The sequence below is a fragment of the Variovorax sp. FG153 genome (genome assembly GCF_057809595.1).
Genome location: NZ_JBMDKG010000035.1, coordinates 78,993 through 93,859 on the forward strand (window position 1 = coordinate 78,993; position 14,867 = coordinate 93,859).

The 14,867-nt window shown below is 71.8% G+C and carries 13 protein-coding genes; 7 read left to right on the plus strand and 6 right to left on the minus strand.

Translation table 11 applies throughout. The features are described 5' to 3' along the window. Nucleotides 1-7: 7 nt before the first annotated feature. Genes ACODT0_RS29825 through ACODT0_RS29845 form a run of 5 tightly spaced genes read left to right on the plus strand, consistent with a single transcriptional unit; the run spans nucleotide 8 to nucleotide 4,945 of the window. Nucleotides 8-1,528 carry an amidase family protein gene (locus ACODT0_RS29825; protein WP_413765264.1) on the plus strand — a complete coding sequence of 507 codons (1,521 nt, stop codon included), beginning with the start codon at nucleotides 8-10 and terminating at the stop codon, nucleotides 1,526-1,528. Then, on the plus strand, nucleotides 1,525-2,385 hold the full coding sequence (locus ACODT0_RS29830) for an ABC transporter ATP-binding protein (RefSeq protein WP_422099302.1): 861 nt from the start codon (nucleotides 1,525-1,527) through the stop codon (nucleotides 2,383-2,385). Before ACODT0_RS29825 ends, ACODT0_RS29830 begins: the two co-directional genes overlap by 4 nt. Continuing rightward, a complete protein-coding gene (locus ACODT0_RS29835) occupies nucleotides 2,382-3,152 on the plus strand; it encodes an ABC transporter permease (RefSeq protein ID WP_413765262.1) in 771 nt (256 codons plus the stop codon). Before ACODT0_RS29830 ends, ACODT0_RS29835 begins: the two co-directional genes overlap by 4 nt. Nucleotides 3,153-3,159: 7 nt before the next feature. Further along, a complete protein-coding gene (locus ACODT0_RS29840) occupies nucleotides 3,160-3,954 on the plus strand; it encodes an ABC transporter permease (RefSeq protein ID WP_489042946.1) in 795 nt (264 codons plus the stop codon). 37 nt (nucleotides 3,955-3,991) lie between these two features. Continuing rightward, nucleotides 3,992-4,945, plus strand: a complete 954-nt coding sequence (locus ACODT0_RS29845; RefSeq protein WP_296723231.1) for an ABC transporter substrate-binding protein — start codon at nucleotides 3,992-3,994, stop codon at nucleotides 4,943-4,945. A 22-nt stretch (nucleotides 4,946-4,967) separates the two neighbouring features. Here the strand turns inward: ACODT0_RS29845 and ACODT0_RS29850 are convergent, their stop codons facing one another. The 5 genes from ACODT0_RS29850 to ACODT0_RS29870 are packed head-to-tail and all read right to left on the minus strand — an operon-like array spanning nucleotide 4,968 to nucleotide 10,522. Further along, nucleotides 4,968-6,260, minus strand: a complete 1,293-nt coding sequence (locus ACODT0_RS29850) for an FAD-dependent oxidoreductase (protein WP_413765259.1) — start codon at nucleotides 6,258-6,260, stop codon at nucleotides 4,968-4,970. Next, nucleotides 6,257-7,108: a fumarylacetoacetate hydrolase family protein gene (locus ACODT0_RS29855; protein WP_489042947.1), complete on the minus strand. Its 852-nt coding sequence runs from the start codon at nucleotides 7,106-7,108 to the stop codon at nucleotides 6,257-6,259. Before ACODT0_RS29855 ends, ACODT0_RS29850 begins: the two co-directional genes overlap by 4 nt. Then, entirely contained in the window at nucleotides 7,105-8,736 is a 1,632-nt protein-coding gene (locus tag ACODT0_RS29860) for a bifunctional 3-(3-hydroxy-phenyl)propionate/3-hydroxycinnamic acid hydroxylase (RefSeq protein WP_422099303.1), read from the minus strand. Before ACODT0_RS29860 ends, ACODT0_RS29855 begins: the two co-directional genes overlap by 4 nt. 5 nt (nucleotides 8,737-8,741) lie before the next feature. Next, nucleotides 8,742-9,566 carry a VOC family protein gene (locus ACODT0_RS29865; RefSeq protein ID WP_422099304.1) on the minus strand — a complete coding sequence of 275 codons (825 nt, stop codon included), beginning with the start codon at nucleotides 9,564-9,566 and terminating at the stop codon, nucleotides 8,742-8,744. After that, on the minus strand, nucleotides 9,563-10,522 hold the full coding sequence (locus tag ACODT0_RS29870) for an alpha/beta hydrolase (RefSeq protein WP_422099305.1): 960 nt from the start codon (nucleotides 10,520-10,522) through the stop codon (nucleotides 9,563-9,565). The genes ACODT0_RS29865 and ACODT0_RS29870 overlap by 4 nt, the downstream gene beginning before the upstream one ends. A gap of 175 nt (nucleotides 10,523-10,697) precedes the next feature. Here ACODT0_RS29870 and ACODT0_RS29875 point away from each other — a divergent pair, with 175 nt between their 5' ends. Then, a complete protein-coding gene (locus ACODT0_RS29875; protein WP_296723223.1) occupies nucleotides 10,698-11,642 on the plus strand; it encodes a LysR family transcriptional regulator in 945 nt (314 codons plus the stop codon). Between the two features lie 3 nt (nucleotides 11,643-11,645). On the opposite strand, the gene ACODT0_RS29880 is transcribed toward ACODT0_RS29875, so the two are convergent. Continuing rightward, on the minus strand, nucleotides 11,646-12,764 hold the full coding sequence (locus ACODT0_RS29880; protein WP_296723221.1) for a Fic family protein: 1,119 nt from the start codon (nucleotides 12,762-12,764) through the stop codon (nucleotides 11,646-11,648). A 254-nt stretch (nucleotides 12,765-13,018) separates the two neighbouring features. Here ACODT0_RS29880 and ACODT0_RS29885 point away from each other — a divergent pair. Further along, a partial coding sequence (locus tag ACODT0_RS29885) for a diguanylate cyclase domain-containing protein (RefSeq protein WP_489042948.1) occupies nucleotides 13,019-14,867 on the plus strand: 1,849 nt, incomplete at its 3' end.

The following is a 14,867-nucleotide window of genomic DNA, read 5'->3' on the forward strand; positions in this document are numbered from 1 at the left end:
ACGCGCGATGAAAGCATCCGACGCCTCGTCCGAGGCGCCGCACCGGCTCACGCTGGTGCAGGCGGCTTCTCTGCTGCGCGACGGCGCGCTGCGCGCCGAGGACTACGTAACGGCGCTGCTGGCACGCTGCCATGCGGGCGCCGGGCTCAACGCCTTCAGCGCCATCGACGATCAGGCCGTGCTCGCCGCGGCGCGCGAGGCGGACCTGGCGCGCGCCGCCGGCCAGCCGCTGGGCCAGTTGCACGGCATTCCGCTGGCGCTCAAGGACAACATCGCGAGCGAGCGGCTGCCCACCACGGCCGGCACCGCGGCGCTGGCGGGCGCGCCCGCCGCGGCCGGTGCCCGCGACGCGGGCGTGGCGGAACGGCTCTATGCCGAGGGCGCGCTGCTGCTCGGCAAGAACACCATGCACGAGCTCGCGATGGGCTGGACCAGCGACAACCCGCACTTCGGCCGGGTCGGCAATCCGCACGCGCCGCAGCGCATCGCCGGCGGCAGCAGCGGTGGCAGCGCCGCGGCGGTCGCTGCGTTCATGGTGCCCGCGGCCATCGGCAGCGACACCAACGGCTCGATCCGCATTCCCGCGGCGCTGTGCGGAGTGGCCGGTTTCCGTCCTTCGGTCGGACGCTATCCCACCGAGGGCGTGGTGCCGCTGTCGCACACGCTCGACACGGTGGGCCCGATCGCACGCAATGCCGCCGACCTGGCGCTGCTCGACGCCGTGATGTCGGGCCAGCCGCCGCAGGCGCCGCCGCGCGGCCTCGCGGGCGTGCGCCTCGCGCTCTCGCCGCGCTACTACCTGTCGCGGCTCGAGCCCGAGGTCGAGCGCGCGTTCGAGAGTGCGCGGCGCCGACTCGCCGCGCACGGCGTGTGCTGGGTCGAGGCGGACGTGCCGGACCTGCATGCGCTCGCCGAAGGCATCGCGCCCACGCTGATCGGCCATGAATCGGCGCGTGCCCTGCCCGACTGGCTGGCGGCGCGCACCGGCGGCGTCTCGATGGACCGGCTGATGGCCGAGGCCGGTGCCGACCTGCACGAGGCGCTGCATGCCGCGCAGCAGGCCGTGAACAGCCCGGCCGCGCGCGACGGCTACCGGGCCGCGCTGCGGCGGCGCATGGCGCTCGGCGGCGCGCTGCAGCGCTACTTCGCGCAGCACGCCGTGCTCGCGCTCGTGCATCCGGTGGCGCGCGTGGCGGCACCGCTGGCCAGCGCGCCCGAAGCGCGCCGTTCGCCGGCGCCAGCCGTGCCGCTGGCCGCGGGCGGACTGATGACGGCACGCGAAGCCTTCGGCCAGAACGTCTCGCCCGCCAGCATCGCGGCCCTGCCCAGCGTGGTGCTGCCCGCGGGCTTCACGCGCGAGGGCCTGCCGGTGGGCATCGCCTTCGATGCGCCGCACGGCAGCGACGCGCGCCTGCTCGCGCTGGCCCAGGCACTGCAGCAGGCGCTGCAACACCCCCCAGAACAAGGCGCACCCGGTGCCATGCCGGGCAGCGCCGTGCACACCCTCGAACCACAGGCCCTGCCATGAAGAACTTCCAGCTCAGCGCGGTGCGGACCACCGGCACCGCGCCGCCACCCACGCATTCCACACCCGATTCACCACGAGCCGATGGCATCCGGCTCGCCCACCTGGCGCGGCGCTTCGGCAGCGGCGACGCCGAGCTGACCGCGCTGCGCGACATCGAGCTCGAGGTGCGCGCGGGCGAGTTCCTCGCGATCCTCGGCCCCTCGGGCTGCGGCAAGTCGACGCTGCTGCAGATCGTCGCCGGCCTGCTGGCGCCGAGCGCGGGCGAGGTGCTGTTTCGCGGCCGGCCGGTGACCGAGCCACCCGAGGGCATGGTCTACCTGTTCCAGCAGTACACCAAGTCGCTGCTGCCCTGGCGCAGCGTCGCGGGCAACGTGGCGCTGGCCTTCGAGGCCGACCGCCGCCTCGCCCGCCAGCAGGTCCATGCGCGCGCGTCCGAGTACCTGGGCCTGGTCGGTCTCGCGGGCTTCGAGAAGCACTATCCCTGGCAGCTCTCGGGCGGCATGCAGCAGCGCGTGGCGATCGCGCGCGCTCTCGCCGCCGAGCCCCGCGTGCTGCTGCTCGACGAGCCCTTCAGCGCGGTCGATGCGCTGACCCGGGTCGAACTGCAGGCGCTGGTGCTCGAGTTGCGGCGCCAGCGCGGCCTGACGGTGGTGCTGGTCACGCACGACGTCGACGAGGCCGTGTTCCTGGCCGACCGCATCGCGATCCTCTCAAAGCGGCCGACGGTGGTCGAGGAGATCGTCGAGACCCGCATCCCCCATCCGCGCGACGCCATCGAGACGCGCGAGCTGCCGCGCTTCCTCGAACTTCGGCACACGCTGATGGAACGGCTGCTGGGACGGGAGCCGCGGCCATGAGGCGCGCAGGCCTTGTCGAACGCTGGCTGCCCGGCACGCTCGCCGTCGCGGGCGTGCTCGCGGCCTGGGAACTGCTGGGCCGCAGCGGCGCGCTGAACCCGGCGCTGCTGCCGGCGCCGTCGGTGGTGCTGGCGACGCTCGTGGAGGTGGTGCGCGAAGACGCGCTGGCCCAGCCGATCGCGCGCACGCTGGCGCTGATGGCCACCGGCTACCTCATCGCCTGCGCCTGCGGCATCGCGCTCGGTGTCGCGATGGGCCGCAGCGAGGCCGTGCACGCGCTGATGGAACCGCTGGTCGAACTGGTGCGGCCGATTCCGAAGCCCGCGCTGATCCCGCCGCTGTTCCTGTTCCTCGGCATCGGCCTGCAGACCATGCTGTTCATCGTGGTGCTGGCCGCATTCTTTCCGGTGCTCATCAACACCGTGCAGGGCGTGCGCGGGGTCGACCCGGTGCTGCTGGATACCGCGCGCACGCTGCGGCTGTCGCGCCGGGCGACGGTGCTGCGGGTGGTGCTGCCGGCCGCGCTGCCGATGGTGGCCACCGGAATGCGCGTGAGCCTCGGCCTCGCGCTGACGCTGGTGGTGGTGGCCGAGATGCTGGCCGGCGAGAACGGCGTCGGCTTCCTGATCCTCGACATGCAGCGCGCGTTCCAGATCCAGAAGATGTACGCCTGGCTGGTGGTGCTGGCGCTGCTGGGCCTGCTGCTCAACGGCGCCTTCGAATGGGCCGAACGCCGCGCGCTGCCGTGGCGCGCCCACCTGTCCTGAGGTCGCCATGACCGCGTCGCACGTCTCTTCTTCCTCGCGCGCCCTGCCGCGCCTCGCGCGCACCGCCTCCGGCATCGCGCTGGTGATCGCGCTGCTGGCCCTGTGGGAAGCCTCGGCCCGCCTCGGTTGGTTCGACAGCCTCAACTGGCCGCCTTTCACCGCGGTGCTGGCCGCGCTGCGCGACGGCCTGCGGTCCGGCGAGCTGCCCGCGCTGCTGGGCAATACCCTGGGCTACATGCTCGCCGGCTATGCAGCCGGCAGCGCGGCGGGCATCGCGCTGGGCCTGCTGCTGGGCCTTTCGCCGCTGCTGATGCGCATCTTCAGCCCGCTGGTCGAGACCCTGAGGCCGATCCCGATCTCCGCGATCGTGCCGCCGCTGATCCTGTTCCTCGGCGTGGGCGATGCGCTCAAGATCTTCATCGTCGCCTTCAGCAGCTTCTTTCCGGTGCTGATCAACACCGTGGCCGGGGTGCGCGACGGCAGTCCGGTGCTGCGGCAGACAGCGCGCACCCTGCGCCTGTCGCGCGCCGCCACGCTGCGCAAGCTGGTGCTGCCCGGCGCACTGCCCGCGATCTTCGCGGGGCTGCGCACCAGCCTGGGCATCGCTCTGGTGGTGGCAATCATCGCGGAGATGGTCGCCGGCGCCAGCGGCATTGGCTACTTCATCGTGCAGGCCCAGTACGCCATGCAGCCCGCGCCCATGTACGCGGCCGTGCTGTGCCTGTCGATCGCGGGCTATGCGCTCAACCGCGCGATCCTGCGCCTCGAGAAGACCGCGCTGCCCTGGCACGGCCGCGCCTGAGAACGCGCTTCCTCTTTCCCTCACTCCGGAGATCCCCATGAAGTATGCTTTCACCGCATTGGCTTTCGCCTGCGCGTCGCTCTGCGGCGGCGCCTCGCAGGCCGCCGAGCTCGCCAAGGTCCGCGTCAACGTGCAGACCATCATCGACTGCGTTCCCGTGATCGTCGCGATCCGGCAGGGCTACTTCGCGCAGGAAGGGCTGGAGGTCGACACCAGCACCTCGGCCGGCGGCGCCGTCGGCATTCCCGGCCTGGTGGGCGGGGCCTACGACATCGCGCAGAGCAACACGGTGTCGGGCCTGCTGGCCTTCCACCAGGGGCTGGACGTGCAGGCGATCGCGCCGGGCGCCAAGATGCAGCCGCAGGCCCCCACCACGGAGATGGTGGGCCGCAAGGGCGAGACGTTCAGGAGCGGCGCCGACCTCGAGGGCAAGTCGATCGGCGTCAACAACCGCAACAGCATCGTGTGGCTCTATGCCCGTGCATGGGTCAAGGCGCGCGGCGGCGATCCCGCGAAGGTGAACTTTCGCGAGGTGCCGTTCCCGCAGATGGAGGACGCGGTGCGCCGGCGTAACGTCGACGCGGCCTTCATGGTCGAGCCCTTCAAGAGCGCGGCGGCGCGCCATGCCGAGCTGGCCGTGGTGGGCTCGCCCTTCAACGAGGTGCAGCCGGGCGCCGACGCGGGCCAGTACCTGACCACCGGCAAGTACGCCGCGCAGCATCCCGAGAACCTGCGCAAGTTCACGCGCGCGCTGCGCCGCGGCATCGACTGGTACAACGCCAACCTGCGTTCGCCCGAGGCGCTGCAGGTGGTGTCGGACTTCACGAAGCTGCCGGTGCCGGTTCTGCAGCAGATCAACCTGCCGCCGATGCCCACGCAGATCGAGGTGGCGCAGATCCGCAAGACGGCCGAGCTGATGCGCGACAACGGCATGCTCGCGAAGCTGCCCGACGTGGAGCGCTTCGTGAACGTGCCGGCGGCGGGCAATTGAAACGGGGCGGCCCGACGCCGCTTCAGGCGGCGGGGCCGGGGTCGCGGCGCTCGAGGTTGTCCGCCACCAGGGCCTGCACCTTCGCCACGTCGAGCGCATGCAGGTCGTCGCCACCGAGGAAGGCGGCCGCCGCGGCCGCGGCGCCCATTGCCATGCAGGATCCGATCACGCGGATCGCGCCGAGCGCAAAGGGCTCGGCATCGACGCAGCGGCCGGCCGCGACCAGGTTGCGCAGATCGCGGGAGACCATGGCGCCCAGCGGGATCCAGGTGATGTGCTCGTCGCCGAAGGTCTCCCAGTGCACGCCCTCCTCGCGGCCGTGGAACTCGATCGGCCAGGCGCAACGGCCGATGGCGTCGGGCAACCGTTCGCCGCTGCGCACCTGCGCGGTCGACAGCGTGCGCAGCGCCGCGATGCCGCGCGTCTGCCGCACGCCGGGCTGGCCCACCGACTGGATGCGCGCGCCGCCGAAGGCCTGCGGAAACTCGCCGCGCAGGAAGGCCATGACGCGGTCGATCTCGCCGCGCGCCTCGAGCGCCACGCGCGACATCGCCACGGCATCGAGCGGGGTCTGGAAATGCGTGAGGTTCACCAGGCACAGGTCGCGGCCCGGAAACTCGAAGACGAAGCCGTCGCGCCGCGCGAGCCCGTAGCGCGGCGCGGCCTGCTCGAGGCGCTCGATCACGGCGGCGCGCGTGGGCACGGGCCGGCCCAGCCCGGCGATCGAGAACATGCTGGTGCCATACACGGGCAGCTCGGCCTGCTGCAAGGTGGCGCCGGCCAGCGCGCCGAGCGCGGCATCGCCACTGGCATCGACGAAGCAACGCGCCGTCACCGACAGCGGCCCATGGCGGGTCCAGGCATCGATGCGCCGCAGCCGGTCGCTCTCGCGCCGCGCCTCGGCCAGCACCGCGCCGAGCACCACCTCCACGCCCGCGGCGCGCAGGTGCCTGGCATAGCTGCCGGCGAGCTCGTGCTCGTCGTACAGCCCCACGAAGCTGCGCCGGCCCGGCCGCCATGCGAGCGCGCCCGCTGCCTGCAGGTCCGCCAGCACGTCTCCCGCGAAACCGTAGCTCAGCTGGTAGGGTGCATCGCCCATCGAGAAGAAGCCGCAGAGCGTGCCGATCAAGCCGTTGACCGACTGTCCGCCGATCTGCGCGAGGCTGTCCACCAGCACCACTCGCAAGCCGAGCCGGCCCGCCTCCACCGCCGCCGAGACACCGGCGGCGCCGGCGCCGACCACGCAGAGGTCGGCCTCGAGCACGCGCCGCGCCGGCTGGCCCGGCAACGATTCGATGCGCCGCGGCTCCTTCATGCCGCCTCCTTCACGCAGCGGTTGCGCAGCACGCCGACATGGCCGATCTCGACTTCCACCTCGTCGCCTTCGGCCAGCCACAGCGGCGGTTGGCGCTTCGCGCCCACGCCGCCCGGCGTGCCCGTGACGACCACGTCGCCGGGCTGCAGCGTCATGAAGGTCGACACGTAAGCCAGCAGCCCGGGCACCGGGAAGATCATCCGGTCGGTGGACGACTGCTGCAGCGCGCGGCCATTCACGCGCGTCTCGACGGAAACGACGCGGTCGGCCGGCAGCTCGTCGAGCGTCACCAGCGCGGGACCGAAGGCGCCGGTATGCGGGAAGTTCTTGCCGGGCCCGAATTGATGCGTATGGTTCTGCCAGTCGCGCACGCTGGCGTCGTTGAAGCAGCTCACGCCGGCGACGTGCGCCCAGGCCTCGTGCTCGGCGATGCGGCGGCCGGCCTTGCCGATGACCAGCGCGAGCTCGCCCTCGTAGTCGAACTGCGAGGATTCGCGCGGAATGAGGAGCGGCGAGCCGTGCGCCTGCAGCGATTCAGCGATGCGCAGGAACACCGTCGGATGCGGCGCGACCGGACGCGCGGTCTCGGCACGGTGTTCCTCGTAGTTGAGGCCGATGCAGACGATGGTGCCCGGATCGGGCAGCACCGGCAGCAGCTCGACCTGATCGAAGCGCAGGTCGGGTGCCTCCGCACGCAGGGCGGCGGCCCGCGCGAGCGCATCGGCCGCGATCAAGGCCTTGAGCGTGGGCCATTCGGGTGCGAAGCGGCGACCGAGATCGAGCAGGCCGCCGGAAACCTCAAGGCCGTAGGAGGCACGGCCTTCGATGCTGTAGCTGAAGAGTTTCATGGAGTGCTTTCGATGGAGTTCAGGAAAAGGGGTGCCCGTGCCGATGCCGCGCCCAGTTCGCCGATGGGCACCACGCGCGACCAGTAGCGATCAGGCCGCAGCACCAGGGCCTCGGCCTGCAGCGCGTCGAGGAAGGCATCGAGCGCGCCGCTGCCGTCGCGCGCCTGCGCCAGTTCGGGGTTCGCCGCGAACGACAGGAAATCCTCGCGCGCGCGGCGCAGCGCGACCACGCGCAGCGGCACGCCGGGCGGTGCCAGCGAACGGGCCTGGGCGCGGAAGGCTGGCGAATCCCAGCCGATCACCGCGAAGCCGGTGCCGAGCAGTTCGTCGAGCCGGCACAGCGAGCGATCGGGCAGATCGACCATCGGCTGCGGCAGCAGCTCGGGACGGCAGGCCGGCCGGTCGAGCGGCTGGTGCAGTTCGAACCAGCCGTCGCGCAACCGCGGCCTGGGCTTGAAGCGCAGTTGCAGCACGTAGTCGCGCAGCGGCGGCACCAGGCAGGCGACACGCAGCAGCGTCTGCATCGCGGCCGCGCCCGCGCGGCTCTTGGGCTGCATGAAGGCACCGATGCGCAGTGCCATGCGGATCAGCGCCTGCGCATGCGGGCGGCGCTCGGTCTCGTAGCTGTCGACCAGTTCCTCGGGCAGGCCCCAGCGCGTGACGGCCGCGAGCTTCCAGGCGAGGTTGGCGGCATCGCGCAGCCCGCTGTTGAGGCCCTGGCCCGCGAACGGCGGCGTCAGGTGCGCGGCATCGCCGGCCAGCAGCACACGGCCGTGGCGCCAGCGTTCGGCCACGCGCGCATGGAAGGTATAGACCGCCTTGCGCACCAGCGGCAGCGCGCGGTCTTCGGGATGGCGCGCGGCCATCCAGCCGCGAAAACGCGCTTCGTCGAGCGCGAAGGCATCGTCCTCGCCCGGATGCAGCATGAATTCGTAGCGCAGCGTGCCGTGCGGTCCGGGCAGCCGGATCGCGGGGCGCAGCGGATCGCAGAAGGTCTGGGTATGGCGCAGGCTGCTGGTGCGCTCGGCCAGGTCGACGATGAGCCAGCGCTCGGGATGGGTGTCGCCCTGCAGCCGGATGCCGCAGAGTTCGCGCACGCGGCTGCGCGCGCCGTCGCAGCCGACCAGCCAGCGCGCCTCGACGCGCAGCTCGCCCGCGGGGCCGCGCACCCGGCAGCGCACGCCGTCGCCTTCGCCTTCGTCATCGAAGGACTCGAGCGCGTGGCCGAACAGCACGCGCGCGTCTTCCTCGAAGCGCGCGAGGCCCTCGCACAGCGTGCGCTCCAGCCGCGGCTGGTTGAAGGCATTGCGCTTCGGGTAGCCGTACTCCTGGCGCGTCGGCTGGATGCTCGCGAAAGGCTTGCCGCGCCAGGAGAAGTACTGCACGCCATAGCCGAGCACCAGGTCGCGCACCACCGCCTCCGCAAGGCCGGCCGACTGCAGCGTGCGCAGGCTCTCGTCGTCGAGCGTCACGGCGCGCGGCTCGCGCACGGTGGCCTGGTTGCGCTCGATCACGAGCGTGCGCACGCCGTGGCCGGCCAGCAGGTTCGCGAGCATCAGGCCCACGGGGCCGGCGCCGACGATCAGCACGTCGGCGCGCAGGGTTGGAGAATCGCTGGAAGTCCGCACGCCGCTCAGCTCCGCATGATCGCCATGCCCCAGCGGTTCAGCGTGCTCGGGTGGTGCGGCCAGAGGCCGGGCTCGCGGTCCTCGGGGCAGGACTCGAGGTCGCAGGAGATCTCGGCCAGGTTGCCGTCGGGATCGGCCACCATGAAGAAGGTGTCGTTGCCCGGCCCGTGCCGACCCACGCCCCATACCAGCGCGATGCGCTCGCCCGCCATGTGGTCGGCCCAGTCGCGCAGTCGCTCCCAGTCGCGCGTCTCGCAGGAGAAATGGTCGAAGCGCACCTGCGGCGCATGGAAGATCGCGAGCGCATGGTGCTCATGGTCGGTGCGCAGGAAGGCGGCGCGCAGCACGCCCGCGGCATCGCGCACGAAGTCGGAGACGACGAAGCCGAGTTCGTCGGCATAGAAGCGCGCAAGGCGCTCGGGGTCGGGCGTGCGCACCGCATAGTGCTGCAGCCGCGCCTCGGCGCGATCGCCTGGCGGCGGAGCCGCTGGCGGTCCGGCAATGAAGCACAGCCGCCGGCCCTCGGGATCGTCGAGCAGGAGCCGTGGTCCCGGCTCGCCCGTCTCCTCGAAGCGCGCGAAGGCGCGGCCCGCGAAGCGCCCGGAATAGGCGCGCAGCGCGGCCTCGTCGGCGAAGCGGAAGCGGCTTTGCGCGAGCTGGTTCGGCGCGCCCTCGTGCAGCGCCAGCACGCGCTGCGGCGCCACGCAGCGCAGCCCGTTCCCGCCCGCGGGCTGCGTCTCGCAGCGCAGGGCGCGCGCGTAGAAATCGGCCGCCAGCGCGGGCTGGGGCGTGGTCAGTTCGATCGCGTCGAGCACGGCACCGAGCGTCATTCGCGGTGCTCCCTCGCGGCCGATGCGGCGATGCCGAGCAGCAGGTCCGCCACCGCCCGCGGTGCCGTGAGGAAGGGCGAATGCCCGCTATCGAGTTCGTGCACGCGCGTGCGGTGGGCGGGCACGAAGGCGTCGGCGTCGGCGATGAAGCGGCGCGCGAGCGACGGCGGCACGGCGTTGTCGCGCAGGCAGAGCAGGTAGTGACGCTCGATCGCGCCCCAGCGGCGCGCGCTTAGAGCGATAGGTGTGGCCATGGGTGCGAACGGCATGTCGGGCGACAGCAGGTGCAGCGCCGCCGCCGCGTCGGCATCGGAGGCGTCGTTGTAGAAGGCCTCGCGCAAGGCGGCCCGGTAGGCGCCACCGGTGGCGAGCGGGTCGATGCGGAACGCGCCCGTGGCCGCCGGGTCGCCGAGCAGCACGGGGTTCACGCGCGCGGAGGCCGCTTCGGGCAGCCCGAAGTACGCGCCGATCGGCACGCCGGGCCCGGGCATGTTGCCGGCGATGTAGACCAGCGCCGCGATCTTCTCGCTCGCGCGCTCGCCCACCGCATGAAGCACGATGCCGCCCATGCTGTGGCCCGCGAGCACCACGCGCCGATGGCCGGCGGCGCGCAGCGCGTCGATGGTGGCGATCACGCTGTCGGCGTAGTCGTCCAGGCCGATGCCCGCGAGCGGCGACCGCTCGGCGAGAAAGGCAGCCTCCTGGCCGGGCCGGCCATGGCTGGCGGGGAAGCGCGCTGCGAGCCCGTGGCCGGGCAGGTCGCGGCCCACCGCGGCGACGCCGCCAGCCGCGAGCAGCGGCAGCACACGTTCGTAGCACCAGGCGCCGTGCCAGCCGCCGTGCACGAGGACGATGGCGGCTCTTTCGTCTCGGCGCGCGCCGGAAGCGGGGCCGCCGGCCATGGCCACGGAAGCGGCGGCCGCCTTGAACAGGTGTCGTTTGAAGATGTCGGGCATGGTGTGTCGAAGGGTTCGGGCAAGTGTTGATTTGCCCCGCGGCTGCGTCAAACCACCGGCCCGATTCCTAGAATTGCGTTTTGCAATAGGCGCGCGGCGCGCGGCGGGCAACCATCGCCGCATGCCCGAGCGCCGCATCAAGCCCCTTTCGTCCTCCGACCGATCGCACCCACCCATGTCCAAGCTCGACCTCGAATGGCTCTCGGTGTTCGACCGGGTCTACGAGACCCGCAGCGTCTCGCGCGCCGCGGAGCATCTCGGCATCGCGCAGGCGACGGCCAGCATCGCGCTGAACAAGCTGCGCGCGCATTTCGACGACAAGCTGTTCACGCGCACGCCCTCGGGCATGCAGCCCACCGCCCGCGCGAGCGAGATCCTGCCCTCGATCCGCAAGGTGCTCGAGCTGCTCGAGCAGACCCAGAGCGAGCGCATCGCCTTCGACCCGCAGGCCTCGGCGCGCGTCTTCCGCGTCGGCATGACGGACATCCGCCAGGTGGTGATGCTGCCGCTGCTGGTGAACCGGCTCAAGCAGATCGCGCCCGCGGTGCGCATCGAGGCCGAGACGATCTCGAGCGACAGCCCGCGGCTGATGGAGGAAGGCCGGCTCGAGCTCGCGATCGGCTACATGCCGCAGCTCGAGGCCGGGTTCTTCCAGCGCACGCTGCTCGACGAGGGCTTCGTCTGCCTGGTGTCCGAGCGCCATCCGCGCATCCGCAAGCGCATCGACAAGCGCGCCTTCCTCGCCGAGAGCCACATCCTCGTCACGATGTCGGGCACCGGTCCGTCGATCGTCGAGCGCACCCTGGCGGCGCTGAAGATCAAGCCCAACATCGGGTTGCGCGTGCCGAGCTTCCTCGGCGTGTCGCGCATCGTGGCCGAGACCGAGTTGCTGGTGGTGGTGCCGCGCAGCCTTGGCGAGGCCTTCGCGGAAAGCGAGAAGCTGCGCGTGCTCGAATCGCCGATCGCGTTCCCGCCCTATTCGGTGCGGCTGCACTGGCACGAGCGCCAGCATGCGGATCCGGGCAACGTGTGGCTGCGGCAGTTGGTGGCGCAGATGTTCGCGCGCGACGAGCGGCTGCCGGCGGCGGCGAACGGGAAGCAGGCCACGGGTGCGCGTTGAGGCTCAGGAGTCCATCAGCTCGTACCCCGTGCTGCGCCCACCCCCCGCCGACTTCTTCAGCACCCCCAGCGCCAGCAACTGCGTGATGTCGCGCAGCGCCGTATCCGGCGAACACTTGGCGATAGCCGCCCACTTGCTGCTGGTGAGCTTGCCTTCGAAGCCGTCGAGCAGGCGGTTGAGCAGCTTCGCCTGGCGCTCGTTCACCGGCGTGCCGGCCCAGCGCTGCCAGAAGCGCGCCTTGGTCAGCACGCCGTCGAGCGTGAGCTGCGCGCTGGCGGTGGCTCGGCCCAGCGTGTCGAGGAACCAGGCCAGCCATGCGGTGACATCGAGCGAGCCCTTTTGGGTGCGCTCGAGGATGTCGTAGTACGCCTTGCGCTCGCGCTGGATCTGCGCCGACAGGCTGTAGAAGCGCTGCCCCGTGCCATCGGCACGGGCGAGGAACAGATCGCCGACGGCGCGTGCGATGCGGCCATTGCCGTCGTCGAAGGGATGCAAGGTGACGAACCACAGGTGCGCCAGGCCCGCCTTGAGGAGGACGGGTTCGTCCGGCTCCCGGTTGGCCCAGGCCAGGAAAGCTTCCACCTGCGCGGGCAACGTGTCCGCCGGCGGTGCCTCGAAGTGGACCTTGCGCCGGTTCACGGGGCCCGAGACGACCTGCATCGGACCGGCCGCGTCGTCGCGCCAGCGGCCCACGTCGATCTTCGACAGGCCCGAATAGCCGGTCGGGAACAGCGCCGCGTGCCAACCGAAAAGGCGCTCGGCGGTGAGGGGTTCGCCACTGCGCGAGGTGGCGTCGAGCACCATCTCGACCACGCCGTCCACGTGCCGGTCCACGGGCGCCAGCGCGCCGATGTCGAGCCCGAGCCGGCGCGCGATCGACGAACGGACCAAGGCCACGTCCAACACCTCGCCCTCGATCTCGCTGGTCTTGACCACGTCGTCGGTCAGCGCCGCCAGGCTGGCCTGGTCGCGCAGCGCGAGCCCGACGTCTGCCAGCCGGCCCAGCAAGGCGCCTTGGGCGCGGCTGACATCGGCCAGGGGCTGGGCCAGGGCGGACAGGTTATAGCGCCACCCGGGCCAGTCGTCGGCTTGCCAGATATAGAGGTTTTCTCCGCTATTCATGCGGAGATTAGACGCCGTGTTCACCACAGGAGCAAACTCATTCACCGCAATATTTGCGGTGAATGGCACATTCAATCACCGCATGAAATGGCGGGAACGCCTCCGTTCCGGCCTCCTTCGGGAAGGCCCCCGAACCGTTCGTCGGCCACCCGTGGCAACCAGGCCACGCCCCGCCCACCCACCGAAGTCCGTAGGACACAATTGCAAACTTCCTCATTCACACCGCCCGCCAGCGGCGCGCCTTCGTTCGCCCCATGTCCCTGGAATCCGCGTCCGTTCCGTCTCGCGCCTTCGCGCCAGGGTACGGGCCGGCACGCCCTCGCGCCGCGCATCGCGCGCTCTGGCAATGGCTGCTGGCGCTGCTGCTTCTCGCCGTGCTGAACCCGGCCTTCGGCGCGGCGCCGGCCGACGCGCGCCAGCCGGTGCTCTCGCTCTCGCGCCAGGGCACCGGCCTGCCCGCCGTGCAGCAGCTCCAGTTCTTCGAGGACACGACCCGCGCCCTCGGCATCGACGAGGTACGCACCCCGGCGCAGGAAGCGCGCTTCACCCTGCCCGACCAGCCGCTGCGCGGCCAGGAATCCGACCGCGTGCTGTGGTTCAAGCTGCAGATGCAGCTGCAGGACCCGGCCGACGCGGCGCGCGAATGGCTGATGCTGGTGCCCACGGTGTCGACGCGCGACATCCGCTTCTACGGCCCCTTCGACACCACGGGCCACGCGCTGGCCGAGCCGGTGGTCACCGGCATGCGCCATCCCTGGGCCACGCGGCCGGCCGCCTCCGAGCAGATGGCCTGGCGCTTCGAGCTGCCGGGGCCGGGCGTCTACACGGTGTACTTCCGCGTCGAGTCGACCTTCGCGCGCATCTACGACGTGACGCTCTGGGACCCGGCCGACTACCTGCAGTCGACGCAGGACAAGCGCATGTTCGACGGCGTCAGCTACGGCCTGCTGCTCGGGCTCATGGTCTACGGCCTGGTGCTGTTCGTGGTGTTCGGCGAGGCGCTCTACGCCTACTACATGCTGGCCTGCCTCTGCGGCCTGCTCGCGCTCGCGAGCATCAACGGCCATGCGCTGCGCTACCCGTTCGCGCACTGGCCGGCCGGCGCCGGCTTCGCCTACACGGCCGGACCCGCGTTGTGGGCGCTGTGCAAGCTGCAGTTCGGCCGGCGGCTGCTGCGGCTGTCGCACTTCGCGCCGCTGCTCGACCGGCTGGTGCAGGCCTTCTCGGTCGCGCTGCTGCTGGCCATTCCCTACGCGCATTGGGGCGCCCATCCGCTGATCACCTTCCGGCTGGTGCAGATGTCGGTGGTGGCCTCGACGGCGGTGATGGTGATCGGCGCGATGTTCGCGATCCGTCGGCGCTACTGGCCGGCCGTGCTCTATTGCATCGGGGTCGGGCTGCTGCTGGCCGGCATCGGCGCGATCGTGTTCGCGAGCTGGGGCTGGATCGAGTGGGCGCCCGGCCAGATGAACGTCTCGCAGGCGGCGCTGGTGGTCGAGCTGGTGGTGTTCGCGGTGGCGATGGCCTCGCGGCTGCGGCTGGTGCTGCGCTCCGAGCAGGCGCTGACGGCGCGCACCCAGCAGCTGGTGGAAGCGCTCGGCACCGACGCGCTGACCGGCGCCGCCAGCCGCGCCGGCCTGGAGAGCCGCGGCGAGGAATGGCTGCGCCGCGACCAGCCCTTCGCGCTGATGCTGCTCGACCTGGACGGCTTCAAGGAAGTCAACGACGGCCACGGCCACGCGGTCGGCGACGCGGTGCTGGTGCAGACGGTGGCGCGGCTGCGCTCGCAGCTGCGCGCGAGCGACACGGTGGCGCGCCTGGGTGGCGACGAGTTCGCGATCCTGGTGCCGGGCCGGCCCTCGCGCGCGGCGCTCGCGCAGATGGCGCGCCGCATCGTCGACGCCGGCCTGCAGCCCATCGAGGCCGATGGCGCCGAGGTGTCGGTCGGCATGAGCCTGGGCATCGCCTGCAACCCCGAGGACGGCCGCACGCTGGCGCAGCTGCTGCGCTGCGCCGACCAGGCGATGTACCGCGTCAAGCAGCAGCGCCAGGGACCCGGCTTCGCCTTCTTCTCGGACGCCCCGGTGGAACCGGGGGGGGGGG